This window comes from Halomicrobium sp. HM KBTZ05 (genome assembly GCF_041530035.1).
GTDB lineage: Archaea > Halobacteriota > Halobacteria > Halobacteriales > Haloarculaceae > Halomicrobium.
The window spans coordinates 2151656-2176786 of record NZ_CP168057.1 but is presented as its reverse complement, the minus strand read 5'-3'; the positions used below and the strand labels follow the sequence as shown (position 1 = coordinate 2176786).

At 67.5% G+C, this 25131-nt stretch carries 24 protein-coding genes; 15 read left to right on the top strand and 9 right to left on the bottom strand.

The genetic code is table 11. From position 1 onward, the window contains the following. Positions 1-9: 9 nt before the first annotated feature. The 4 genes from ACAH01_RS11325 to gcvH all read left to right on the top strand — a co-directional run bounded on the left by ACAH01_RS11325 (position 10) and on the right by gcvH (position 4036). Positions 10-1464 carry a cytochrome ubiquinol oxidase subunit I gene (locus ACAH01_RS11325; RefSeq protein ID WP_372479243.1) on the top strand — a complete coding sequence of 485 codons (1455 nt, stop codon included), beginning with the start codon at positions 10-12 and terminating at the stop codon, positions 1462-1464. Continuing rightward, positions 1457-2446 (top strand): cytochrome d ubiquinol oxidase subunit II, encoded by a 990-nt coding sequence (locus ACAH01_RS11320; protein ID WP_372479242.1) that lies wholly within the window; start codon positions 1457-1459, stop codon positions 2444-2446. Before ACAH01_RS11325 ends, ACAH01_RS11320 begins: the two co-directional genes overlap by 8 nt. 121 nt (positions 2447-2567) lie before the next feature. Continuing rightward, positions 2568-3659, top strand: coding sequence for a glycine cleavage system aminomethyltransferase GcvT (gene gcvT / locus ACAH01_RS11315; RefSeq protein WP_170093921.1), 1092 nt, complete (start codon positions 2568-2570; stop codon positions 3657-3659). Continuing rightward, on the top strand, positions 3656-4036 hold the full coding sequence (gene gcvH, locus ACAH01_RS11310; protein ID WP_372479241.1) for a glycine cleavage system protein GcvH: 381 nt from the start codon (positions 3656-3658) through the stop codon (positions 4034-4036). The genes gcvT and gcvH overlap by 4 nt, the downstream gene beginning before the upstream one ends. A gap of 22 nt (positions 4037-4058) precedes the next feature. Here gcvH and ACAH01_RS11305 read toward each other — a convergent pair whose 3' ends face one another. After that, positions 4059-4613: a hypothetical protein gene (locus tag ACAH01_RS11305; RefSeq protein ID WP_372479240.1), complete on the bottom strand. Its 555-nt coding sequence runs from the start codon at positions 4611-4613 to the stop codon at positions 4059-4061. 125 nt (positions 4614-4738) lie between these two features. Between ACAH01_RS11305 and gcvPA the strand changes: the two genes are divergently transcribed. The 4 genes from gcvPA (at position 4739) to ACAH01_RS11285 (ending at position 11175) form a co-directional block, all read left to right on the top strand. Further along, positions 4739-6076, top strand: a complete 1338-nt coding sequence (gene gcvPA / locus ACAH01_RS11300) for an aminomethyl-transferring glycine dehydrogenase subunit GcvPA (protein WP_372479239.1) — start codon at positions 4739-4741, stop codon at positions 6074-6076. After that, positions 6073-7488, top strand: coding sequence for an aminomethyl-transferring glycine dehydrogenase subunit GcvPB (gene gcvPB, locus ACAH01_RS11295; RefSeq protein ID WP_372479238.1), 1416 nt, complete (start codon positions 6073-6075; stop codon positions 7486-7488). The genes gcvPA and gcvPB overlap by 4 nt, the downstream gene beginning before the upstream one ends. Before the next feature lie 50 nt (positions 7489-7538). Beyond that, complete coding sequence (locus ACAH01_RS11290) at positions 7539-7967, top strand: CopG family ribbon-helix-helix protein (protein WP_015762852.1); 429 nt, start codon at positions 7539-7541, stop codon at positions 7965-7967. 79 nt (positions 7968-8046) lie between these two features. Beyond that, on the top strand, positions 8047-11175 hold the full coding sequence (locus ACAH01_RS11285; protein ID WP_372479237.1) for a PAS domain S-box protein: 3129 nt from the start codon (positions 8047-8049) through the stop codon (positions 11173-11175). 1 nt (position 11176) lies between these two features. Here ACAH01_RS11285 and ACAH01_RS11280 read toward each other — a convergent pair whose 3' ends face one another. The 4 genes from ACAH01_RS11280 to ACAH01_RS11265 form a co-directional block, all read right to left on the bottom strand. Further along, complete coding sequence (locus ACAH01_RS11280; RefSeq protein WP_372479236.1) at positions 11177-11542, bottom strand: response regulator; 366 nt, start codon at positions 11540-11542, stop codon at positions 11177-11179. 129 nt (positions 11543-11671) lie between these two features. Further along, positions 11672-11863: a hypothetical protein gene (locus ACAH01_RS11275; protein ID WP_170093928.1), complete on the bottom strand. Its 192-nt coding sequence runs from the start codon at positions 11861-11863 to the stop codon at positions 11672-11674. 125 nt (positions 11864-11988) lie between these two features. Beyond that, the gene (locus ACAH01_RS11270; protein WP_170093929.1) at positions 11989-12159 is read right to left on the bottom strand and encodes a hypothetical protein; all 171 of its coding nucleotides are present in this window, start codon (positions 12157-12159) and stop codon (positions 11989-11991) included. Positions 12160-12302: 143 nt separating this feature from the next. After that, a complete protein-coding gene (locus tag ACAH01_RS11265; RefSeq protein ID WP_372479235.1) occupies positions 12303-13037 on the bottom strand; it encodes a sporulation protein in 735 nt (244 codons plus the stop codon). 144 nt (positions 13038-13181) lie between these two features. On the opposite strand from ACAH01_RS11265, the gene ACAH01_RS11260 reads away from it, so the two are divergent. From ACAH01_RS11260 to ACAH01_RS11250, 3 genes are all read left to right on the top strand, one after another. After that, positions 13182-13715: a cob(I)yrinic acid a,c-diamide adenosyltransferase gene (locus tag ACAH01_RS11260; protein WP_372479234.1), complete on the top strand. Its 534-nt coding sequence runs from the start codon at positions 13182-13184 to the stop codon at positions 13713-13715. A 90-nt stretch (positions 13716-13805) separates the two neighbouring features. After that, positions 13806-15053 carry a HEAT repeat domain-containing protein gene (locus ACAH01_RS11255; RefSeq protein ID WP_372479233.1) on the top strand — a complete coding sequence of 416 codons (1248 nt, stop codon included), beginning with the start codon at positions 13806-13808 and terminating at the stop codon, positions 15051-15053. Positions 15054-15099: 46 nt separating this feature from the next. Continuing rightward, entirely contained in the window at positions 15100-16710 is a 1611-nt protein-coding gene (locus ACAH01_RS11250; RefSeq protein WP_372479232.1) for a phospholipase D-like domain-containing protein, read from the top strand. Position 16711: 1 nt separating this feature from the next. Here ACAH01_RS11250 and ACAH01_RS11245 read toward each other — a convergent pair whose 3' ends face one another. Further along, positions 16712-18622, bottom strand: a complete 1911-nt coding sequence (locus ACAH01_RS11245; RefSeq protein WP_372479231.1) for a DHH family phosphoesterase — start codon at positions 18620-18622, stop codon at positions 16712-16714. A 266-nt stretch (positions 18623-18888) separates the two neighbouring features. Between ACAH01_RS11245 and ACAH01_RS11240 the strand changes: the two genes are divergently transcribed. Both ACAH01_RS11240 and ACAH01_RS11235 read left to right on the top strand, forming a co-directional pair. Then, positions 18889-19380 carry a Mov34/MPN/PAD-1 family protein gene (locus ACAH01_RS11240; RefSeq protein ID WP_153553059.1) on the top strand — a complete coding sequence of 164 codons (492 nt, stop codon included), beginning with the start codon at positions 18889-18891 and terminating at the stop codon, positions 19378-19380. Further along, complete coding sequence (locus ACAH01_RS11235; protein WP_170093935.1) at positions 19377-19805, top strand: adenylyltransferase/cytidyltransferase family protein; 429 nt, start codon at positions 19377-19379, stop codon at positions 19803-19805. Before ACAH01_RS11240 ends, ACAH01_RS11235 begins: the two co-directional genes overlap by 4 nt. Before the next feature lie 8 nt (positions 19806-19813). Here the strand turns inward: ACAH01_RS11235 and ACAH01_RS11230 are convergent, their stop codons facing one another. From ACAH01_RS11230 to ribH, 3 genes are read right to left on the bottom strand one after another with little or no spacing between them, the layout of a single operon-like run. Beyond that, a complete protein-coding gene (locus ACAH01_RS11230) occupies positions 19814-20083 on the bottom strand; it encodes a hypothetical protein (protein WP_372479230.1) in 270 nt (89 codons plus the stop codon). A 23-nt stretch (positions 20084-20106) separates the two neighbouring features. Beyond that, complete coding sequence (locus ACAH01_RS11225) at positions 20107-21267, bottom strand: pyridoxal phosphate-dependent aminotransferase (RefSeq protein ID WP_372479229.1); 1161 nt, start codon at positions 21265-21267, stop codon at positions 20107-20109. A gap of 34 nt (positions 21268-21301) precedes the next feature. After that, complete coding sequence (gene ribH, locus ACAH01_RS11220) at positions 21302-21715, bottom strand: 6,7-dimethyl-8-ribityllumazine synthase (protein ID WP_153553063.1); 414 nt, start codon at positions 21713-21715, stop codon at positions 21302-21304. Between the two features lie 122 nt (positions 21716-21837). Between ribH and ACAH01_RS11215 the strand changes: the two genes are divergently transcribed. Both ACAH01_RS11215 and ACAH01_RS11210 read left to right on the top strand, forming a co-directional pair. Continuing rightward, the gene (locus ACAH01_RS11215; protein ID WP_372479227.1) at positions 21838-23808 is read left to right on the top strand and encodes a flippase activity-associated protein Agl23; all 1971 of its coding nucleotides are present in this window, start codon (positions 21838-21840) and stop codon (positions 23806-23808) included. After that, the gene (locus tag ACAH01_RS11210; protein ID WP_372479226.1) at positions 23805-24968 is read left to right on the top strand and encodes a 5-(carboxyamino)imidazole ribonucleotide synthase; all 1164 of its coding nucleotides are present in this window, start codon (positions 23805-23807) and stop codon (positions 24966-24968) included. Before ACAH01_RS11215 ends, ACAH01_RS11210 begins: the two co-directional genes overlap by 4 nt. Positions 24969-25131 lie beyond the last annotated feature (163 nt).

Sequence of the window (25131 nt, the reverse complement as noted above, 5' to 3'; positions counted from 1 at the left end):
GAGATCACAGTGTCCGCCACAGGAGCCCTGATCGACGGCACAGTATTGCTCGCAGAAAACAATATCCTGCTGTCTCCGGAGTTCGCCAGCCGGCTCCAGTTCGGGTGGACGATCACCGTCCACATCCTCTTTGCGGCGCTCTCGATCGGGCTCGCCCCGTACATCGTCTATTTCACCTGGAAGGACGTTCGGAGCGACGACCCGGCGTACACGCGGCTCCGATCGTTCTGGATCAACGTGTTCGCCGTCGGCTTCGTGATGGGCACCGTGACGGGGATCCCGATGAGCTTCCAGTTCGGGACGAACTTCCCGCGCTTCGCGGCGGTCAGTGGCGAACTGATCGGCGGCCCGCTGGCGTTCGAAGCGAAGATGGCGTTCTTCCTCGAAGCCGTCTTCCTCGGGATTCTCCTGTTCGGCCGTGAGCGGGTCTCAGACCGGACGTACGTCCTCTCGTCGATACTGACCGGCGTCGGCGCGTGGCTCTCGGGCTTCTGGATTCTCGTCGTCAACGCCTGGATGCAGACACCGCGTGGGTTCGAACTCGTCGAGCGAAACGGCGTCGAGATCGCCAGACTCACCGATCCCGTTGCCGCGTTTTTCACGCCGCGGATGCCCTGGATGTACGTTCACATGATGAACGCGTCGGTGATCGCCGTGACGCTGGTCGTCGCCGGGATCGCCGCGTACTTCGTCTGGCGGAATCGCGACTCCGTGGCCTGGAACACGGCCCTCCGCATGGCCGTCGTCGTCCTGTTGATCACTGCTCCGCTGCAGGCGCTTCACGGGGACGCGTACGGGCGACACGTGGCCGACACCCAGCCCCAGAAGTTCGCGGCGATGGAAGCTCACTACGAGACCGGGCAGGCGGACCTCCACCTGATCGCGATTCCGCGGAGTCTTGACGCGCTGACCGACCCCCGGACGGACAACCTCTTTACGATCAGTCTCCCCGGGCTCGGATCGTTCCTCGCCAGCGGGGGTGACTTCTCGGCCGAAGTCGTCGGGTTACACGAGTACGACGAGAACCCTCCCGTCGCGCTCGTGTTCTGGTCGTTCCGGCTGATGGTCGGACTCGGGTTCCTGTTCGTCGGGCTGGCGCTGTGGGGCGGTAACCGACTCCGCAAGGGCCGCCTTGCCGACTCCGGGCGGTACTTACGGGCGATGATGCTGTCGAGCCCACTGGGCTACGTGGCGCTGCTGACCGGGTGGTACGTCACCGAGATCGGCCGTCAGCCGTGGGTCGTTCAGGGCGTCCTCAAGACCAGCGACGCGGTCTCGCGGAGCCTCACCGCCATCGAGGCCACCGGGACACTGGTGGCGTTCGTCGGGCTGTATCTCGCCTTGCTCGCCGCCTTCGGTGCCGTCCTCAAGTGGCTGATCGAGGGCGAACTCGAACGCATGGGCGTCCGTACGGTCGACGACACCAGCCGGCCACGCCTCCCGGGGGTGAGCGGCGATGACTGAGTTGCTGCCCGTCGACCGGTATCTCGTCGACTCCTTGCCGACGATCTGGTTCGGCGTCGTCGTGTTCTCGCTGGCGATGTACGTCGCTCTCGACGGCCTGGACTTCGGCATCGGGATGCTGTACGCGACTCGCGACGAGCACGAGCGAGAGACGCTCCTCGCCGCGTTCGGTCCGATCTGGGACGCCAACGAAGTGTGGCTGGTGGCCTTCGGGACGACGCTGCTCGCGGCCTTCCCGCCGATCTACGCGCGGCTGCTGAGCGGACACTACCTGCTCTCGATCGCGATCGTGATGGGACTGCTCGTCCGCGGCGTCGCGCCGGAACTGCGCGAACAGCGTGAGGATCCCGACTGGCGACGGCGCTGTGACCGGCTGTTCGTGTTCGGCAGCACGGTGACGCCGCTGCTGCTCGGCGTCCTCGTCGGGAGCTGGGCGTTCGGGACGCCGACGCTGAGCGCTCCGAGCCTGCTGACGGGCGTCGGCCTGGTCGCGCTCTGTGTCACCAGCGGCGCGGCCTTCGTCGCCGCGAAGACGAGCGGCTCGCTGGCCGACGCGATGGTTCGCTACGGAACCACGGCGACGGTCGTCTACCTCGTCGGCGTCGTCGTCCTGCTGGCGGTCGTCGCTCTCACGAACCCGTCGAACGTCCGGGCGCTGTTGCTCTCGGCCCCGGCGCTCGGCGCTGTCCTCGCCACCGTCTCGTTCGCCGGGGCGGGTCTCGCCGCCGCCCGACTCGACAGGCACCGCCTCTGGTTCGGGACGACGTTCGGACTCTCGTTCGCACTCGTCGGCCTCGTCGCAGTGGTGCTCTATCCGAGACTGCATCCGGCCAGCGGGCTGACAGTCGACGCCGCCGTCGTCTCTCCGCTCGCGCTCAACCTCACGACCGTTCTCGGGCTGCCGGTGTTGGTGCTCGTGCTGTGGTACTTCAAGTTCCTCTACGGGACGTTCGCCGGACCGGTCGACGGCTCGAAGGCATAGCGCGGGACGGCATCGCTCGGACCGCGCGGCACCATTCTATATCGCGGCATATAGTTTATACACTGCTGAGCGAACGCACGAAAGACCAAACGATAAGCCCGCGCCGGGCGAGAGCAGCGACATGGGTCTACGAGCACCCCCTCTTGACGACGTTCACGCCGCGGCCGAGGCGAGCTTCACTGACTTCGGCGGCTGGGAGATGCCCGTCGAGTTCGACTCGATCCGGACCGAACACGCCGCCGTCCGCGAGACGGCCGGCAAGTTCGACGTGTCTCACATGGGCGAGATCGTCGTCTCGGGGCCCGACGCGACGGGGCTGATGCAGCGGCTCACGACGAACGACGCGACCGACCTCCGGCCCGGACAGGCACACTACGCGGCGATCACCCGCGAGGACGGGGTGATGCTCGACGACACCGTCGTCTACCGGCTGCCAGAGGCCGTCGAGGGCGCGTACCTGTTCATCCCCAACGCCGGCCACGACGAGCAGATGGCGACGCGGTGGCGCGAGCACGCGGCCGAACACGGTCTCGACGCCAGCGTCGACAATCGGACGACCGAGTACGGCCTGATCGCGCTCCAGGGACCCGACGCACCGTCGCTGCTCGCAGACGAGACGACGCTGTCGCTGGACGAGCTGGGCCGCTTCGAAATCGCCACGGCCACCGTCGCGGGCGTCGAGACGCTCGTCGCGACGACCGGATACACCGGCGAGGCGGGCTACGAACTCGTCGTGCCGTGGGACGAGACCGGTACCGTCTGGGAGGCACTCGCGTGCCAGCCCTGCGGACTGGGCGCGCGGGACACGCTCAGACTGGAGATGGGCTTTCTCCTCTCCGGGCAGGACTTCGATCCCGACGACGACCCCCGCAACCCCTACGAGGCAGGGATCGGCTTCGTCGTCGACCTCGACACCGAGTTCGTGGGTCGCGACGCGCTGGAAGGCGTCGACGTGGAGGGTCCCGCGGAGAAGCTGACCGGCCTGTCGCTGATCGACCGCGGCGTTCCGCGTGCGGGCTACGACGTGACGACGCCGGACGGCGACCACCTCGGCACGGTCACCAGCGGGACGATGAGCCCGACGCTGGGCGAACCGATCGCGCTCGCGTATCTCGACGCCGACGAGATCGAACCCGGACGGATGGTCCGGGTCGTCGTTCGTGGCGAACCGAAGAAGGCACGTATCAGGACCACGCCATTCCTCGATAGATGAGCTTCGACGTTCCCGACGACTGTCGGTACCTCGACTCCCACGAGTGGGTGCGACAGGCAGACGACGCGACGATCGGCATCTCTGACTTCGCGCAGGACGAACTCGGCGACGTGGTCTTCGTCGAACTGCCCGACGAGGGCGAGAAACTGACTGCCGGCGAGGAGTTCGGCGTCGTCGAATCGATCAAGGCGGTCTCGGACATCTACGCGCCCGTCTCCGGGACCGTCACCGCGGTCAACGACGCCCTGTTCGACGAGCCCGAACTGGTCAACGACGACCCCTACGGCGACGGCTGGCTGCTGGAACTCGAACTGGCCGACGAGTCCGAGCTGGACGACCTGCTCTCGCCCGACGAGTACCGCGACCAGATCGCCTGACCGGCTCGAACCGCCGGCCGTCTCACTCCGTGGTCGTCGTCTCGGCCGGCGCTCCCGGTGGCTCGGCGATGGCCAGTTCGAACTCGACTTCGATCGGGTCGTCGGTCGCCGGTGTCTGCTGGTCGGTGTTGTCAAGCGCCAGGAGCAGCGCTCGGTCGTCCAGTCGTTCGACCAGCGCCGTCTCACTGACGTTCTGACGGGTGTACTCGTCGACGACCGACACGTCTCGGGCCCCGCTCTGGTAGGCGTCGTAGGCCGCACGCTCGAACACCAGCACGTCGACGGTCGCGTCGTCGACGACCGACACCTCGTAGCTGAGATAGGAGCCACCGGCCGTGTCGTCGTTCTGTAACTGGTGGGCGCTGAACTCGCCCGGCGCGAGCTCGACGATACCCTCACTGCTGCTCGACGTGAACGCTCGACGAGGGTCGTCGGGGTAGTCGTCGGCGCGGTCGGGTACGCCGTCGTCGTCGCCGTCCGGCGGTGTGGGCGTCGGCGTCTGCTCGCCGCCCAGCGCCGAGCAGCCGGCGAGTAATGCTGCGCCGCTCAGGAGGAGTTCGCGACGGGGGACACGCATGGGGTGCTGTTGCGAGAGCACGCCGGTAGGCGTTTCGGTCGTCGCGGCTGCTCTGGAACGCGCACACTAATGTAGGCCCAGCCGTAAGCCTCGCCTATCACGTCCCTACGGGGACGACCTACATCATGAGCGAAGACGATGCTCGCGGGACACCGTACGCACCGCACACGGCGACGACGACGGCGGCGATGCTCGATGCCGTCGGCGTCGACAGCGAGGCCGCACTGTTCGACATCCCCGAGTCCGTTGCCTTCGACGCGGACTTCGACATTCCGGAACGCTCCGAGCGGGAGACGCGCTCGCACGTCGAGGGGATCCTCGGGCGCAACGACGACCTGACGGCGTTTTTGGGCCGGGGTCACTACGACCACTACGTTCCCAGCGTCGTCGACGACCTGGCGGGCCGCTCGGAGTTTCTGACCTCCTACACGCAGTACCAGCCCGAGATCGCACAGGGGTTCTTGCAGGCGCTGTTCGAGTACCAGTCGATGCTGGTCGAGCTGACGGGCCTGGGCGTCGCGAACTGCTCGATGTACGACGCCGCGACGGCGCTGGGGGAGGCCGCGACACTCTCTCAGCGGCTCCGGAGCGTCTCCGGCGACCGGGTGCTCGTGCCGGACCTGCTGCGAGCGGGCAAGCGCGCCGTCCTGGACAACTACGCCGCGGGGCCGGGGCTGACCGTCGAGACGTACCCGACGACAGACGGGAACGTCGATCTCGACGCCCTCCGGGAGGCACTCGGCGACGACGTGGCGATGGTCTACGCCGAGAACCCGACGGTCCGGGGCACTATCGAGGAAGGGCTGGCCGCCGTCGGCGACGCCGCCGACGCCCACGACGCGCTGTTCTGTCTCGGGACGGACCCGGTGGCGATGGCGCTGCTCGAAACGCCGGCAAGCGTCGGCGCGGACGTGGTCGTCGGCGACGCGAGTTCGCTGGGGACCGGTACGGCCTACGGGTTCGGACTCGGGCTGTTCGTCACGCGTGAGGAGTACCTCCGGCAGGTCCCGGGACGCCTCGTCGGCGCGGCCGAAGACGACAGCGGCCGGCGGGCCTACACGCTCACGCTCCAGACGCGCGAACAGCACATTCGCCGCGAGCGAGCCACGTCGAACATCTGTACGAACCAGGCCTGGGTCGCGCTGCGAGCGGCGATGCACGCTGCCTGGCTCGGCCCCGACGGCCTGCTCGACCTCGCGGAGTCCTGTGTCACCCGCGCTCGCGATCTCGCGGCGCGGATCGACGGGATCAGCGGCGTGCGAGCGCCGGTCCACGACCGCCACCACTTCCGCGAGTTCGTGGCCCACACCGACCAGCCCGCCGAGGCGATCCGCGCCGACCTCGCGGACGAGGGGTACGCGGTCCACGCGGTCGGCGACCACGAGATACAGATCTGTGCGACCGAGACGACCGAACGCGCCGTCGACGACTTCGTCGACACCCTCGCGGAGGTGGCCCGATGAACTACTCACAGGCCCGCTGGACGGACGACGACGACCGGTACGAACCGCTGCTCTCGGAGAAGTCCAGCGAAACGGTCTCGACCGAGGACGGACCCTTGCCCGACGATCTGACCCGCGACTCCCTGACGCTGCCCGACGTGAGCGAACCCGAACTGGCCCGCCACTACACGCGCCTCTCACAGACGAACTACGGCGTCGAGAGCGGCCCCTTCCCGCTGGGCTCGTGTACGATGAAGTACAACCCCTCGTTCACCGAGGATCTGGCCGCCAGCCCCGACGCCGCCGTCCACCCGGACCAGCCGCCGGAGACGACGCAGGGAACGCTGGAACTGCTGTACCGCCTCCAGGACTATCTCGGGCGGATCGGCGGGATGGACGCCGTCTCGCTCCAGCCCCCCGCCGGTGCGGCCGGCGAGTTCGCGGGGATCCTCGTCGCGAAGGCCTACCACGAGCACAACGGCGAGGACCGCAGTGAGGTCCTGATCCCCGAGTCGGCCCACGGCACCAACTTCGCCAGTGCGGCGATGGCGGGCTACGACGTGGTCTCGCTGGCCGGCGACGACGACGGCCGCGTCGACCTCGACGCGCTGGCAGCGGCCGTCGGCGAGGAGACCGCGGCGCTGATGCTGACGAACCCGAACACGCTGGGCCTGTTCGAGCGCGACATCGAGGCGATCGCCGAGATCGTCCACGACGCTGGCGGCCTGCTGTACTACGACGGTGCGAACCTCAACGCGCTGCTGGGCCGCGCTCGACCCGGCGACATGGGCTTCGACGTGATGCACTACAACGTCCACAAGACGTTCGCGACGCCCCACGGCGGCGGTGGGCCGGGCGCGGGGCCGATCGGCGTCACCGACGAGCTCGCGCCGTTCCTCCCCGCTCCGCGGGTCGCGGCATCCGGCGGGGGCTACGAGTACGTCGATCCCGACCACTCGATCGGTAAGGTCCACGGCTTCTACGGCAACTGGCCGGTCCTGTTGAAGGCCTACGCGTACATCGCCCGGCTGGGCGACGCGGGGCTCGCCGACGCCAGCGCGAAGGCCGTCCTCAACGCGAACTACCTCGCCGAGCAGATCGACTACGAGATCCCCTTCGGTCCCTTCCACCACGAGTTCGTCGCCAGCGCGGGCGAACAGGACGCCGCGGACGTGGCAAAGCGGATGCTCGACTACGGGGTCCATCCGCCGACGACGAAGTGGCCCGAGATCGTGCCCGAGGCGCTGATGACCGAACCGACCGAGGCCGAGTCTCGACGGACGCTCGACCAGCTGGCCGAGGCGTTCGACGCCGTCGCCGGGGAGAGCGACGAGACGCTCGCGAGCGCCCCGGAGTCGACCGCTGCCCGGCGGATCGACCAGGTTCGCGCCGCTCGCGAGCCGCGTCTCAGTTGGCAATCGCTGGATGAATAGTCGCCGGAAATACGGAATCCTTATTATTTTACTGACGCTGAGTTAACAACATGGCCGTCGTTAGCGTCTCGATGCCCGACGAACTGCTCGAACGGATCGACGAGTTCTCCGAAGACCACGGTTACACCGGCCGGAGCGAGGTGTTCCGCGAGGCAGCCCGAAACCTCCTCGGAGAGTTCGAGGATCGCAAACTCGAAGATCGCGAACTGCTCGGCGTCGTCACCGTCCTGTTCAACTACGAGACCACGAGCGTCGAAGAGCGGATGATGCACCTGCGCCACGAACACGAGGGGCTGGTCGCCTCGAACTTCCACAGCCACGTCGGCGACGCCTTCTGTATGGAACTGTTCGTTCTGGAGGGGCAACTCGACGAGATCTCCGCGTTCGTGGGCAAGATCCGCGCGACCAAGGACACGCTGACCATCGACTACTCGGTGACGCCGGTCGACGGCTTCGAACCGACCTTCGAGGGCGCGTGAACGTCTCGACCCCGATTCGTTCCGGTCTGGCGTTGACCGGTTGATATATCTCCCTCCACGCGTTATCTGACGCCGTTCGATGTCCGCTCTTCGCGTCCTCCACGTCAGACCCGCCGACTGGTCCGGCCCCGAACTCGGTGACGACTTCGCGGTCACCGTCGTCGACGGGATCGACGGCGCTGACTTCGAGACGGCGAGTCTGGACTGTGCCGTCGTCGAGGCGGCCCTCGGCGACGAAAACGGGATCGACGCGCTGAGGGCGCTGCGCGAGCGGGCTCCCTCGCTGCCGATCGTCCTCTCTACTGCGGTCGCCGACGGGACCGTGGCGGCCGCCGCCACGCGGCACGGCGTGACCGAGTACGTACCCCGAGACGGCGCGGTTCGGGTCGCCGACCGGGTGCGAGCCGTTGCCGCCGATCGCGCAGCCGGCGATGCTTCCGCGCCCGAGCCAACGGGAGAGTCGGCGGCTGCCAGCGCCGCTATCTCGGAACGCGAGCAACGCCAGCACGCGTTGACGGCGACCAACGAGGCACTGGAGTCGCTCGCGACGCTGGCGTCGCGAAACGACCTCACGCAGACAGAACGGATCCGCCGGGCCCTGGAGATCGGCCGCCAGCGTCTCGGGCTTCCCTTCGGGTACTTCACCCGGATCGACGGCTCGACCCAGCGGATACAGGTGACGGCCGGTCGCTCGGAGCTGGTCAGGGCGGGGATGTCCGTTCCCCTGTCGGAGACGTACTGTCGGCGGACGACCCAGCAGGACGGTCTGCTGACGATCGCCGACGCCGAGCGCGAGGGCTGGGACGACGACCTGGCCTTCGAGAGCTTCGGCGTCTCCTGTTACCTCGGTGGGACCGTCGTCGTCGACGGCGAGACCTACGGTACGCTGTGTTTCGCCGCGATGGATCCCAGAGATCGGTCGTTTACCGACGCCGAGAAACGCCTCGTCAACCTGCTCGTCGAGTGGGTCGGCAACGAGATCGAGCGCCACCAGCGAGAGACGGATCTCCAGCGATACGCCGACATCATCGAGGCGGTCGACGACGGCGTCTACACGCTCGACAACGAGGGCCGCTTTACGCTGGTCAACGACGCGATGACGGATCTCACGGGCTACGACCGCGAGACGCTACTTGGCTCGCATACGGGCCTGATCAAGGACGACGCGACCGTCGACCGCGCCCAGTCGATCCTCGTGGAGATGCTCCGCGGGGTCCGGGCCGACGAGGAGACGTTCGAGCTTTCCATCCAGCGCGCCGATGGGACCGCCTTTCCCGCACAGGATCGCATGACGATTCTGCGCGACGACGGTGCGTTCGCCGGGACTGCCGGCGTGATCCGTGACGTAACCGCACAGCGAACACGCGACGAGGCTCTGGAGGGGCTGTTAGAGACCACTCGATCGCTGATGGCCGCCCAGACACCGACGGAGGTCGCAGAGATCGTCGCCGGTGCCGCGAGCGAGACGCTGGGATTCGAACTCAATCTGGTCCGACTGCACGACCCCGTCGAGGACACGCTCGTTCCGATGGCCACGGGGGGTGACGGTGCCACCGAGATCGATCGGCCGATCCGGGACAGCGACGAGGGGTATCCCGGTGAGGCCTTCACGACCGGAGAGACGCTCGTCGTCGACGACCTGAACGACCGCGCTGGCTACGACAACGGACCTGCGGCGTCGGCGATCTACCTCCCACTCGGTGAGTACGGGGTCTGTACGGTCGCCAGCACCGAGCCACGCGCCTTCGACGACAGCGACCGATCGATCGCCGAGATTCTCGCTTCGAACGCCGCGGCGGCGTTCGAGCGCGTCGATCGCGAACAGGAGCTGTTACGCTACGAAACGGCCGTCGAGAACGTCAACGACATGCTGTACGTCCTCGACGACGAAGGCCGATTCCAGCTGGTCACACAGCCGCTGGCGACGTACCTCGGCTTCGACCGGTCCGAACTCCTCGGGGCGCGCCCGGAGATCGTCCTCGACGACGCGACGGTCGGCCGGTTCGAAGCCGAGATCGGATCGCTCCGCCGTGGAGACGCCGACCACGCAGACGTACAGACCGAGCTGTCGACGGCAGACGGCAACGACCGACCGGTCGAGATCGAAATCTCGCTCATCTCCGGTGAGGGTGCGTTCCAGGGAACCGTCGGCGTCGTCCGCGACCGGACGGAACTCCAGCAGACCCGCGAACGGCTCCACCAGGAACAGACTCGCTTTTCTTACCTCTTCGACGCGCTGCCGGACCCGGTCGTGGAGGCGGAGCTGATCGACGGCGAGCCGGTCGTTCGATCGGCCAATCCCGCGTTCGCCGAGACGTTCGATCTCGGCGACTCGTCGCTGTCGGGTCGGACGCTCGGTTCCCTACTGCGGGGGCCGGACGACTCCGAGTCGACCGATCCCTCGCTGTCTGCGGTCGTCGACGGCGAGTCCGCCCAGGGCGAACTCAGACGCTGGACGGCCGACGGGTTCCGAGACTTTCTCTTCCGAGCGGTCCCCTATCAGCGGGGCGACGGCCGGCAGTTCGCCTTCGGTATCTACACCGACATCACAGAGCAGCGCGAGCGCCAGCGGCGGCTCGAAGTCCTGAATCGCGTGTTGCGCCACAACCTCCGCAACGACATGACCGTCATTCTCGGGACGGCCGAGGAACTGGTCGGCCGCGCCGACGACGAGGAGCACCGCACCCTCCTCAAACGACTCCTCCGAAAGGCCGAGGGCGTCGTCTCGCTGTCGGACCGCGCCCGCGAAATCGAGGCGGCCGTCCGCCGGGATCCCGCGACGACGGACTCCGTCTCGGTACCAGACATCGTCGAGAGTGTCGTCGACGAACTCGCGACCGAGCACCCCGAGGCGACGCTCCGGACCGACTGCGATCCCGTTCCACCCATCGCGGACCCGCGACTCCGAACGGCGCTGTACGAGACCGTCCAGAACGCCCTGGAACACAACGAGGCACCGACCGTCTCCGTCGACGTGACGGCCGACGCCGAGAGCGTCTGTATCCGGATCGAGGACGACGGCAGCGGCATTCCAGCGGACGAACTCGCCGTCGTCACTGGCGACGCAGAGATCACGCAACTGACACACGGTACCGGGCTGGGCCTGTGGCTCATCACGTGGCTGATCGAGTCCTACGGCGGCACCGTGACCTTCGAGAACACTGCTGGGACGACGGTGACGCTCCGCGTGCCCCACACCGACCGCTGAACTACAGAGCCGCTCGGATCTCTCTGGCCAGCGCCGCGTACTGCTCGGTGCCCGTGCTCTTCTTGACGAACGCGGTCGGGCAAGCGGCCGCAGCGTCGTCGATGTCGTCCTCGTCGCGGCCGGTAAACACCAGAAACGGGATCTCCGGCCGGCTCGCGCGGATCTCCTGACAGAGTTCGAGTCCGTCGAGTTTGGGCATCGTCAGGTCGCTCACGACGGCATCGAAGGAACCGCCACGCACCGCCTCGAGAGCCGCTTCCGGATCGCTCTCGGTCGCGACCGTCAGTCCGTCCTGTCTCCCCAGAAATGCCTCGGTGATCTCGAGTACGTCTTCGTCTTCGTCTACGATCAGGACCTCGATTGCCATCGTCACATGTGAATGGTACACACTGGGTTAAACCCCAGGGTCGCGGAGTCTCTTCCTGCCGGCTGTCGCTTTTTGGGGCGACTCGCCACCACGCGGTGACGAGAGCGGTCACGCTGTCTGCCCCCAGTATCACCGCATCGCGGCCAGGTCCTCGAACACGTCCCGGTCGGCACTCAGCCAGGTGGTCGTTCGCTCACCCTCCTCGACGCTCCGGGGCGACACCGTACAGCGATCGGGAGCGTCGTCGTACTCGACGACCGTCGCTTGCAATTCCAGGGCTCGACCAGCGCATGCCGTCGCGCGGGTGCCGTGCAGGCTCATTCAGTTCGGCACTCATAGCGGAGGGCAAAAACGGCTACTAAGAGTGCTATCGAGAGCTATAGTCGCTATTGACCACGCCGACGGATTGTCGTCGGTGGCTCCGCCCGTCCGCGCCGTCTTGCCGATCAGGCCGTCGCGCCGGTGTCGACTTCGCCGTCGATGCGGACGAAGCCGTACTCACACTCCTCGCAGTGCCACTTCGTCTTCGTCCCCAGATGCATGGTCGTACTCGCGACTTTCCAGAACGTCCGGTACTCCTCGCACTCGGGACAGTAGTGCTCAAGGTCCATTGCCATACGACCGGCTTTTTCGCGGGTGTAATTGAAGCTCCCGGTTCTCGATCGATAAACGAATATCCGCGATATCGAATCGATGGCCGATAGCCTCGGGATGCGCCGCTGGGAAGTTCGAACGCGAACGCAGAAACCGGGCTGCCTGGTCAGGCGTGTTGTTCGATCGCGTCGCCGAGTTGCTCTCGCACGGCCGCGCGATCGGTCGACGTGATCGTCACCCGCGTCGTCCGTTCGTCAGTGTCCGTCATCTCGCTCAGCAGGCCGCCCTTGCGGTCGATCTCGACGAACAGCTCCAGTTCGTCGGGGCCGGGTCGGGCGACGAGTTCGACCTCGTCGAGGTCGCCACGGAACTGGCCCGACTGGACGCGGAACTCGAACTCCTGAACGAACCGGCTCCCGGTGTAGCGCCCGTATGGGTCGGCCTCGCACTCGGCGGTGTGGAGGGTAAAGCCCAGCTCCTCCATCGCGTCGAAGACGGTCTGGAGACGATCGGTCGGGCGCACGTCGAGGTAGTCCGTGTCTTCGGGGTCGACCGCGAGGTCGATGTCCAGTTCGGTCTCGATCCACACGTCGACGTTACCGATCGTCACCGGCGTGTCGTACGGGACGTCGATCGATACGTTACGGGTCTCCTCCTGATCGGGCTCGATGGTCAGCCCTTCGGCGAGAGTGAAGCGGTCGACGTCGACTTCCTCGTACCCCTCGTCGGTCAGGTACCTGGTCTCGATCTCGAAGCGGATCGTCCCGATCTCCTGTTCGGCGTTGCCGCCGACGATCTGTACTTGCGCGTCGACTGTCTCGCCCGGCTGGACGGTCTCGGAGGGCAGGACTGTGTCGACGGAGGCGTTACCGATACCGATGCTCGCGAGGACGTTCTTCATGGCTCCGTCGGAGATGCTGCGTCGTTCGACATAAACTTCGTGTCGGTGGCGATGTGCGATCCGGGTGCATTCACTATCGCGGATACTCGTTTATCGATCGCTGCCTCAGGCGGCTATAAGTCACTGGCCGCCCCAGCGTCGACCATGACGATCTACACGGGCCGTGGCGATCAGGGCCAGACCGACCTCCGGAACATGGAGCGGGTTTCGAAGGACAGCAAACGGATCGAAGCCTACGGCACCGTCGACGAGGTCAACGCGCTCGTCGGCGTCGTGCGGCCGACCGGCCACGACGACATCGACGAGAAGCTCCGGGAGATCCAGAACCACCTCCACGTCGTCCAGGCCGACTTCGCGAACCCCGCACCGGAGGACGACGATCCACAGATCGACGAGCGCCACGTCGAGACCCTGGAGTCGTTCATCGACGAGGCAGACACCGAACTGGAGCAGCTCACGCAGTTCATCCTCCCATCGGGCTCCGAACCGGGGGCGAAACTCCATCACGCTCGGGCGGTCTGTCGGCGCGCAGAACGGCGGGCGGTCTCGTTCTCGGCCGAAGAGCCGGTCAACGAGACCGCGATCGTCTACCTGAACCGACTGTCGGACGCGCTGTTCACGCTCGCGCGGCTGGTCAACAAACGCGAGGGCGTCCGCGAGGAGAATCCCGAGTACTGACCGCCGCGGCCGGCGTGGCCCGCTCGTCGGCGGTCGTCCTCACGACTGCGGATGGAAACGCCTTTGATCCGGACAGACACACAGTCGAGCATGAGCAACGGGGACGACGACGGCGAGGACGCTGCACTCGACGTGACTCTCGACAGTCGCCTCGACGACGCAGCCGAGGCCCTCGAGGCCGCAACGACCGAGTCGGCACTGGACGACGTCGAGGCGACCCTCGACGAGATCGAATCGGACCTCGAAGACGCCGAGCTACCGGAGCCCGACGAGGACGACGAGGACGCGGACGACCCCCGCGAGCAACTGGAGTCGCGCCTCTCGGAGTTGCGTGACGACCTCGAAGACCAGCGCGGCCCCTACGTCGAGGACGTCGCCGAGACCGTCGATTCGGCGTCCTCGACCGTCGCGGACAGCGAGTGGACCGACGACGGGGAACGAGAGGCCGTCGCCGCCGTCGAGTCGTTCCTCGACGCCGCTGGCGAGCACTACGACCTCGACGCCGACGCTGGCGACACGCCCGAGAGCGCGTCAGACGCGCTTGCCGACGCCGCGGCGGCGCTCGAAACGTCCGGCCTCGACCCCGACGAAGACGCCGACGCCATCGCCGGACTGGTCGAAGCCGCGGCCGCGCTCGAAGACGATCTCGACGCCGCGGAGACGTGGGACGATCTCACCGTCCAGGAACAACTCGACGCTCGGGGCTTCTACGACGTGCTGGACAACGAGAACCGTAAGGACTTCCCGCCGGAGTGGTCGGCCCTGAAGATCTACGCCAAGCAGGGCGAGGTCGAGCCGATGCTGTTCGCGCTGGGGAAGCTGGACGACTCGGAGTTCATGGAGGAGTACGTCCTCGATCAGTTCCTCCACATGGGCAGCGAGGCGACCGACGCCTTCGAGGAGCTCCACCAGCGCGCACAGAAGCGCGACAAGCTCCCGATCCGGATCCTCGGAAAGATGGGCGACGAGCGTGCCGCCGACACGCTCCACGACTTCATCGAGGGCGACGGCGATCCGGCGCTCCAGAAGGTGACGCTGCGCGCGCTGGGTGAGATCGGCAGCGCCGACTCCGTCCAGCCCGTCGCAAACCGGCTCGTGGCCGAGGACGACGAGGTCCGGTCGGTCGCGGCCCGCGCGCTGGGCCTGCTCGGCGATACCCGCGCGATCGAGCCGCTCGCCGACGTACTCGGCGAGGACGATGTCGACTCCGTTCGGGCCTCTGCCGCGTGGGCACTGCGCCAGATCGGCACGGCCCGCGCGCTGGACGTGGCCGGCGAGTACACCGACGACGAGGCCTACCTCGTCCAGGCCGAGGCCGAGAAAGCCGCGAGCGTCTGAGCGTCTCGCCTGTAGTTTATCAGGGAAGACGGCCCATCCCGTCTCGATGGTCCGTTTCGCCCCGCTCCTCTGTGTCTGCTGTCTGTTCCTCGCAGCGAGTGCTCTCCCGGCCGTCGCACAGGACGAGACGGCACCGTCTGATCCGCACCCGGAGATCGTCGCCGCGTACCCGGACCCGATCGCCGACGGCGACGCGGGCGAGTTCGTCGTCCTCCGGCTCCCCGCCGAGATCGATCTCGCCGGCTACGTCTTCACCGACGGCGACACGACCGTCTCGCTGTCGAACGTCTCCCGGCGGGGGCGGGTCGCTCTCTCTGCTGGACCCGATCGCGCTCGCAATCACACGGCCGCGCCGGTCGTCGCGGTCGATCGACTCGGACTCGCCAACAGCGGCGAACACCTCCAGGTGCGTCGGAACGGCACCGTCGTCGACCGAGCCGTCTATCGCGACACGGCGGCGGGCGAACGCGTCACCTGGAACGGGACCGAGCCCGTCTGGCGACCGATCGGTGCGACGGACCGGCCGGTGGTGTCGGCGGACGGTGGCCACGTCCGTGCGTTCGTGCTCCCGGACGGTCCCGCCGTGCCGATCCAGACGTTGCGTGACGCCGACGACCGCCTCCTCCTGGCGGGATACACGCTCACCTCCGACCGGGTCACCGACGCGCTCGTCGCAGCACACGAACGGGGCGTCACGGTGCGGGTCCTGCTGGAGGGCGCGCCGGTCGGCGGGCGCACGCGCCAGGGCGCACAGCGACTCGACCGTCTGACCGAGGCCGGCGTCGAGGTCCGACTGATCGGCGGCGAGTACGCACGCTACGACTACCACCACGCGAAGTACGTGGTCGCCGACGAGCGCGCGCTCGTCCTCACCGAGAACTGGAAGCCGAGCGGGACCGGCGGCCACAGCAGTCGCGGCTGGGGTGTCCGAACGAACCAGTCCCGCGTCGTCGACGCCCTCGTTGCGACGTACCGGGCCGACGCCAGCGGTCGCGACGCACGCCCCTGGTCGCAGTTTCGCCGCGGCCGCTCCTTCGAACGGGGCGCGGTCTCGAACGCGAGCTACGAGACGACCGTCGCTCCCGAGACCGTCCCCGTCGAGGAGACGACGCTGCTGGTAACTCCGGACAACGCCGAGCCGCGACTGGTCGATCGGCTTGACGGAGCACAGAGCTCGATCGACGTGATACAGGTGTCGGTGGGCTGGGACAGCACCCTCGCGGCCGCGCTCCGACGCGCGGCCGACCGCGGAGTCCGCGTTCGCCTCCTGCTGTCCAGCGCGTGGTACGTCCGCGAGGACAACGAGCGCCTCGCCGAGCGCTTCGAGGAGTGGGCCAGCGCCAACGACGCGCCCCTGTCAGTTCGCCTCGCCGACCCTGCGGGACGCTACGAGAAGATCCACGCGAAGGGCGCGATCGTCGACGACCGCCGCGTCGTCCTCGGGAGCCTCAACTGGAACGATCAGGCGGCCGCGAACAACCGCGAGACCGTCCTCCTGCTGCGTGGCTCTGCGGTGGCCGACTACTACGGGACGGTGTTCGACGCCGACTGGCAGGGTGGTCAGTCGCCGCTGCCCTACGGACTGCTCGCGGCGGTCGCTGGCTGTCTCGGACTGGCCGCGATCGTCGGCGGGAAAATCAGGTTCGAACGGCGATAGGTCAGTCCTGGCTCAGCACGCCCGTACTCTGTAGCTCCTCGTCGATCTCGGCGTCGGCCATCTTCTCGACCAGCGCGTCGATCACCTGCTCGCGCATCCCCTTGACGAACTTGATGGAGCCGACGACGAGGTGGCCCCCGCCGCTGACGCCGCCGCCGTCGATCTCGTCGGTCAGCTCGGTGACGTACTCCGGAATGTCGAGGCGGACGCCGTCCGAGCGGAGGACGGCGAAGTCCGGACCGTAGCCGATCGTGATGACGGGATCGCCCGTCTCCTCGACCTTGCGGTCGTGGATCTTGCCCGTGGTCTTGCCCGGCGCGGGGTAGGTAAAGCGATGGGCGTGGTGTTCCACGTCGATCTGGTAGAGGTGTGCGCCGTTGTCCAGGCGCTCGTGTTCGAGGTGGTTCATCGCGGCGTCGAGCTGGGTGTCGACGTCTCGCTCGGCCCGCGTCGAGAGGAACTCGACGATCTCCTCGTGGCGGTCGCGGTCGTCGCAGTTGACGTTCAGCGCGTCGTCGATCAGTTCGCGACCGTCGTCGTACTTGAGCCAGAAGGTGGCGTAGTCGAGTGCTTCACCGACGTCTCGGAGATCTGCCTCGTCGTAGCCCTCCTGTCGGGCCAGCTCGACGTAGTCGGGCATTGCCTCCCCCTCGGAGCGGTCTGAGACGCCGGCGACCGCCGGGACGTGGCGCAACTCGTCGGTCAGCGACGGGTCGATCATGCGGGCGAGTTCGACACACATCATCCCGGTCGTGATCCGGTAGTCCTCGTCGTGGAGGTAGGGGTTGACGTGGGCGTCGATCAGCGGCTCGACGGCTTCCGGGTCGGGGTGGTGGTGGTCGACGACGACCACCGGGATGTCGTAGTGCCGGAGGTTCCGGTAGGCCGGCGTGTCCTCCTCGGTCGAGCCGTTGTCGAGCATCAGGACCAGCGGGAGCTTCTGGCCGTGGCGCTCGCGGTTCTCCAGCGCGAAGTTGAGGTCGCGGGTCACGTCCTCCAGCTCGTAGTAGGGTGCCTTGCTCGGCAGCCGCTTGAGCATGTGTCGGCCCGCCTCGTCGTCCTGGTAGTGCTGTGCGACGAACCGCTCCAGCGCGAGCTGTAGCGGGACGCTGGCACAGAGGCCGTCGCCGTCGGCGTGGTGTCGCATCCGGATCGGCCGCCCTTCGAGGACGGTCCGACGGAGCTGTCGGGCCACGTCTCTGAGATCGTCCCACAGCTTCTCGAAGGCCGGCCACTCCACGAGGGGGTCGATATCTGCTGGCTCGGCCGCAGCGTCCAGTGCCTCGTCGATGTCGTCACGGACCGCCTGCTCGCGGTCGCCCTCGAGGACGGTCAGCTTCTCGACCTCGACCTGGACGCCGCCGTTGCGGCTCTCGACGCGGCCGGTCACTTCGGCCACGTCGCCGAGGTCGACGGCCGGGAACGCCCGAACGCCGGCCTCGTCGAAGGCCGCGCAGGGCACGACGCCGCTCTCGTCGCGCAGCTGGAAGATCGTCGGCCCGCCGGTCTGTTTGATCTGGAGGACCTCGCCCCGGACCGTGACGGTCTCGCCGGTCGCGTCCGCGAGGTCGTCGACGACGGCGTCGGACCCGCGGCCGACCGATTCGGTCGTGTAGTCGGCGAACTGGACCTCTTCGAAGCTCACGTCGCCGTTCTCTCTGACCTGGGCGAGTTCGACGACGAGTTCGTCGCCCACGTCGTAGTCGCCGACGAGGTTCGAGTCGTGGACGAGTCCAGATAGTTCCTCGGAGAGATCGACGAAGACGCCGTACTCGACGACGCCGTTGACTGTACCAACGTAGCAGCTGCCCTCCTCGACGTCGTCGAGGGTGCAGCCGTCAGCGAGTTCGTAGACGACGGTTCCCCCGTCGGGAACCGGGGCACCCGTGTCGGTGCCGGCTGGCGGAGACATTTGACCTGTCTTGGTCGCTACCGCGCTTTTATGCTTCGGTATCGGCGCGTCAGCTAGCAGCGGCTGAGCCCCAGGTGACTGATACTGCCGGCTGTAGCTTTGCTCGCCCTTTCGGTGTCGACACGAACACAGTGCGGACGGGTTCGAAAGCCGAGCGAACGCTTTCGGTGTGTTCGCCGCTCGCGACACGATCGCTCGCGACGTTCGCCACCGTCCCCGACACGTTCCTCGGAAAGTTTAGAAGGCGCGATACCACACGTTCAGACATGGGCCTGTTTCGCTCGAGCGGGATCCTCGGCATCGCCGACTCCGCGCTCGAGTTCGCCCTCGCGGCGTCGGAGGAGAGCCACCCCAACGAGTACATGGGGATCCTGCGCGGCGAGGACGCACGCAAACTCGGGCTGGACGAGGACGGCACGGTACTGTCCGACGTGCTCGTGATCCCCGGAACTGAATCGAACCCGGTGAGCGCGACGCTCAAGACGAGTATGGTACCCAACGACCTGCGGGCCGCGGGATCGATCCACTCCCACCCAAACGGCGTGCTCAAGCCGAGCGACGCCGACCTGCAGACGTTCGGCCGCGGCGACGTCCACATCATCGTCGGCGCACCCTACGACAAGGGCGACTGGCAGGCGTTCGACAACGAGGGCCAGCCGATCGAACTCGACGTGCTGGACGTGGAACCGCCAGAGGAGGAGTTCTTCGACTTCACCCAGGCGGACATCGACGCCGAGTTGCGGGAGGACGAGTGGTGACCCGCGACGTCGTCGCCCAGGGGACCTTCGACATCCTCCACCCCGGCCACGTCCACTACCTGCGCGAGGCGAAGGCGATGGGCGACCGACTCCACGTCATCGTCGCCCGCAGCGAGAACGTCACGCACAAAGCGCCACCGGTCGTCCCCGACCGCCAGCGCGTCGAGATGGTCGAGGCGCTCGATCCCGTCGACTACGCCCGACTGGGCCATCCCGAGGACATCTTCGTCCCCATCGAGCAGATCGAACCCGACGTGATCGCGCTGGGCTACGACCAGCACCACGAGGTCGAGGGGATCGAGACGGCGCTCGACGAGCGCGGCCTGGACTGCGAGGTCCGCCGGGCCGGGCCGCGAAAAGCCAGCGAGGAGGAGATCCTCTCGACGGGCTCGATCATCGAGAAGATTCTGGACGAACGGAGGTAGCTGCCACGCTACTGGGTCGCCGAGCCGTCCAGCCGCCGGTATCCCCAGAGCGCGATAGCACCGACGCCGAGGGCGACGAAGCCAGCGCGCACCCACTGTGCATCGCCGTCGAAGAAGGGGTCGACACCGGCGAAGCCGATAGCCGCGGCACCCAGCAGTGCCAGCGCGTAGGGTTCGAGCTCCCAGCGCTCGACGGCGAGTTCGAACCCTTTCGAGAGGACGGCACCCAGGACGAGCGCGAGCAGGAACTCGGTGTTCAGTGCTGGGAGGGCAAACATGTGGGGGGACCGTGGTCGTCAGACTATAAGAGGCCGGCGTCGTCGAGTCGCTCGACGGCCGTTTCGAGTCGTTCCTTGCTGTTGGCGTAGGAGATGCGCGCGTAGCCGGGCGTCCCGAAGGCGTGGCCCGGCACGGTCGCGACGTGGGCCTCCTCGATGGCTTCCTCGCACCACGCGTCGTCGTCGCCGTCGGGCGCGACCTCGGGCATCATGTAGAAGGCTCCCTGGGGTTCGGGGACGTGGACGCCTCGCTCCTCGAAGAGGTCTTTGAGGAAGGTCCGGCGCTCGTCGAAGGCTTCGACCATCTCCTGGACTTCTTCGTCGGTGTTGCGGATCGCCTCGACGCCCGCGTGCTGGACGAAGTTGACGGCACAGGAGACCGAGTGGCCGTGGACCTTCCCGGCCTCGTCGATCAGCTCTTCGGGGCCGGCGAAGTAGCCCAGCCGCCAGCCGGTCATCGAGTAGGCCTTCGAGAAGCCGTTGAGCGTGATCGTCCGGTCTTCCATGCCCTCCAGCGTTCCCAGCGAGGTCGCCTCGCGGCCGTCGTAGGTGATCTCCTTGTAGATCTCGTCGGAGATGACCTGGAAGTCGTGCTCGACGGCCAGGTCGCGAACGCCTTCGAGGGCCTCGTCGGTGTAGACCGCGCCGTGGGGGTTGCCCGGGGAGTTGACGACCAGCAGTTCCGTGTCGTCGCTCACCGTCTCGGCGAGGTCGTCGAGCGCGCCCGCGAGCTGGAAGTCGTGGGCCGCGGTGTCGACCCGTTTTAGCGAGCCGTCGGCGAGTTTCACCATCGCCTCGTAGGAGACCCACGCCGGGTCCAGCAGGACGACCTCGTCGCCGTCGTCGATCAGCGTCTGGAAGATCTCGTAGAGGGCCTGCTTGCCGCCGGGCGTGACCATGAGGTTGTCCTCGTCGTACTGGGTCAGCCCGTCGTCGTGGAGCTTCTCGGCGATGGCCGTCTTGAGCTCGGGGATGCCACTGGTGGGCGTGTAGCCCGTGTGGCCGGCGTCGAGGGCCTCTTTGGCGGCGTCTTTGATGTTCTCGGGCGTGTCGAAGTCCGGTTCACCGACGCTCAGGTCGACCACGTCGACTCCCTGGGCCTCCAGTTCGGCGGCCTTGTTGCTGATCGCGAGCGTCGCGCTCGGTTCGACTCGTCCTACACGTGCGGCGAAGTCCTGTGTCATTGTAGTACTCTCTGTCGTTGTCGTCGCTGCGCGCTCACTGTCGCAGTTCCGTCGCGAGCGAGACGGCACTGTCGACGGCGTCGCCGCCTTTGTCGGTTCGTGCCGTCGCCTCGTCCTGGCTCATGCCCGGGCCGATGACGCCCATCGTCACTGGGGTGTCGCGGTCGAGGCTGACCCGCGTCAGTCCCTGCGCGGCGGCGTCGGCGATGACCTGGTCGTGGTCGGTGTCGCCGGTGACGATCGCGCCCAGCACCGCGACGGCGTCGATGTCGTCGCGCCGTGCCAGCCGGTCTGCGGCCAGCGGCGTGTCGTAGGACCCCGGCACCTCGCGGGTCGCGACGATCGTCGCGTCCTGGCCCTTTGCGGCCTCGCGAGCCGACGCTTCCATCGCTTCGATAACCTGCCCGTGTTTGTCGTACTGGGCGACGACGAGCCCGAGCTGCACCATACCCGAGTGGCGAGTGGGAGAGCTAAAAGAAGTACCGCTTACGGCCGAGTCCGCGACGATCGGCGGCGTCGATCTACCACGAACCAGAAGTATTCTAAACGGCCCTCGTTTCAGTGGCCGGTATGCATTCGTCGGGCCCCGACACCGACGCCGAGCGCCCTCCACAGGAGACGGACGGTGGGGCTGGCGACCCCAGCGACGACGGCCGATCGCTCTGGACGCTGGCGACGACGACTGCCGGTCTGATCCTCGCGGTGACGATCCTGGGTCTCGTCCTCCGGCTGGCCTTCCTGGGTGATCGCATCGCCCACTGGGACGAAGCGCGCGTCGGCTACTGGATCACCTACTACGTCGAGACGGGGTCGTTCGCCTACCGCCGGATCATCCACGGCCCGTTCGTCCAGCACGTCAACGGCTGGCTGTTCCCGCTGGTAGGTGCCAACGACTTCACGATGCGGCTCCCGGTCGCGCTGATCAGCGCGACGCTCCCGCTGTCGGCGCTGCTGTTTCGCGAGCACCTCCGCAGGGTCGAACTGCTCGCGATGGCGCTCTTTCTGGCCGTCAACCCCGTCGTCCTCTACTACTCGCGGTTCATGCGCAGCGACCTGCTGGTCGCGACGTTCATGTTCTTCGCGCTGGGCGCGCTGGTGCGGTTCTACGACACGCGGCGCTGGCGCTACGTCTACGCCGCCGGGGCGCTGATGGCGTGTGGCTTCGCTTCGAAAGAGAACGCGATTCTCTACGTGCTGACGTGGCTCGGCGCGGTCGGTCTGCTCGCCGACCAGGCGCTGTATCGCCCCCGGAACGACGCGAGTGGCGCGCGGCTCCTCCTGGCGAAACTGCGGGCGCTGGCCGGTCGCGTCCGCGGCGGCGCGCCGACGGACGGCGGTTCCCCGTCGGAGCGGTCTCCGGGCTGGCGCTCCCGAGGCGGGCGGATACTGCTACATCTCGTCGGCGTCGCCACGGTCTTTCTCGCGCTCAGCCTGTTCTTCTACGCACCGCGCGGTGCGGGCGTGGCGGGACTGTACCACCCGCCGGGGACGACAGAGCAGGTGATGTTCTGGCAGGCCGTCGGGGACCCGGCACAGTTGCCGACGCTCCTCGAAGAGACCTGGGCCCACGTTCGGTTCGAGTACGGCGAGTGGTTCGGACAGGCCGGCGAGAGCGGCGAGGAGAGCATCGTCAGCACGTACGTCGAGTACCTCGGCCGGTTCGTCCGGGTCATGGGGCTGAAGGCAGCGCCCCTGACGGTGCTCTCGGTCGTCGGATTCGCCGCCGAGCGATACGGGCGCGCGGAGAGCCGGAACCTCGTGATGCTCGCCGGCTACTGCGGGTTCGTCTCGGTGCTTGGCTACCCGCTGGGGACCGACATCTTCGGGGCCTGGCTCGTCGTCCACGCGCTCGTCCCGCTCTCGATTCCGGCCGCCGTGGGGCTCGCCCGGATCGTCGACTGGGCGCGGGGCGCGTTCGTAGCGGACGACGCGGTCGGGCTCGCGACCGCCGCGGCCGTTCTGCTGCTCGTCGGCGGCGCGACCGCGGGCGTCGTCACGAACTCGGTGTACCTCGACGACCAGTCCGAGGACAACTATCTGGTACAGTACGCCCAGCCCGGCGACAGCCCGCGGGCCGAACTCGAAGCGATCGACCGGGCGGCCGACGACGACCGACCCGGGCCGGACGTGTTGCTGTTCTACGGCGAGGAGGGGGACCGCTGGGCCGACGACGAGGCCCTCGTCGAGCGGGACCGGGCCGGCTGGAACCGCTCGAAGTTCAACTATCGACCCCTCTGTAGCAAGTGGTTCAACGCGCTGCCGCTGCCCTGGTACTTCGCCACCAGCGACGCCGACGTGGACTGTGCGAGGACGCCCGGCAACGTCACGGATCGCCTCGACGACAGGCCGCCGGCCGTCGTGGTCACGGTCGCCTCGGACCAGACGACTCCCGAGACGGCGCTGGATGACGCGTACAGCCGAGAGACCTACGAGATGCGTGCGTACGGCACGCGGATGGTGTTCTGGGTCCACGAGGACGTCGAGCGCGACCGTTCCGTGAGGCAACGCTTAAGCGGGTCGGTCGGAACCCCTCGCACATGACCATCTCGACACCAGGCGTGACGCTGGGCGTCGTCGGCGGCGGTCAGCTCGGACGGATGCTGGCGGAGGCCGCCGCGCCGCTGGGCGTCGATCTCGTCGTGACCGATCCGACCGAAGACCCGCCGGCCGGCCCGGTCGCGAGCGACGCGCTCGTCGGCGAGTTCGACGAGGTCTCGACGATTCGAGCCGTCGCCGAGCGCGCCGACTACCTCACCTTCGAGATCGAGCTGACCGACCCGGACGCACTGGAGACGGTCGCGGCCGAAACCGGCGTCCCGGTACACCCGAAGCCGGACACGCTCAGGCTCATTCAGGACAAACTCGTCCAGAAGCGCCGCCTCGGCGACGCTGGCGTCCCGGTCCCGGACTTCCGGCAGGTCGACGACGAGGACGACCTCCGGGCGGCGGGCGAGGAACTGGGCTATCCGCTGATGCTCAAGGCCCGCGAAGGCGGCTACGACGGGCGCGGCAACTACCCGGTCGAGTCGCCCGACGACGTGACCGACGCCCTCGACGCGATCCAGGGGCCGGCGATGGCCGAGGAGATGATCGACTTCGAGCGAGAGCTTGCCGTGATGGGCTGTCTGGGGGCCGACGAGCGTGACACGTTCCCGGTCACCGAGACGATCCACCGCGAGGAGATCCTCCGAGAGACGGTCTCTCCCCCGCGGGCCGACGACGACGTTCGAGAGCGGGCCAGAGCGGTCGCGCTCGACGTACTCGACGCGATGGAGGGGCGGGGCGTCTACGGGATCGAGCTGTTCGAGACGAGCGACGGCGAGATCCTGCTCAACGAGATCGCGCCCCGCCCCCACAACTCGGGCCACTGGACCATCGAGGGGTGTCACACCTCGCAGTTCGAACAGCACGTTCGGGCCGTCACCGGACGAGCACTCGGGACGACCGAGCGCCGCGGACCGACGGTGTCGGCAAACGTGCTGGGCGACGTAGCGGACCGCCAGCGGGCGACACTGTCCGGCGAAGACGCGGTCTTCGAGACGCCTCGGGCACACCTCCACTGGTACGGAAAGCGCGAGGTGTACCGGCTCCGGAAGATGGGACACGTGACCCTCGTCGGCGACGGCGAGACGACGGGTGAACTACTCGCGGACGTTCGGGAACTGCGAGAGCAACTGACCTTCCAGTCTCGCTCGCAGTGAGCACTGCCCGTCTCGGTTCGTGTCGAGCGTGGCGAGGCCATGTCCAGTCCCCGCCACGGGAAGAGAGTCGCGCCGCGTGCCTCTGATAGGAACCGCACTCTCAGTTTCGTCCCGGTCGAAATAAATCTCAGTTACAGTTCCGCGAGGCGTTTTGCTAATAGTT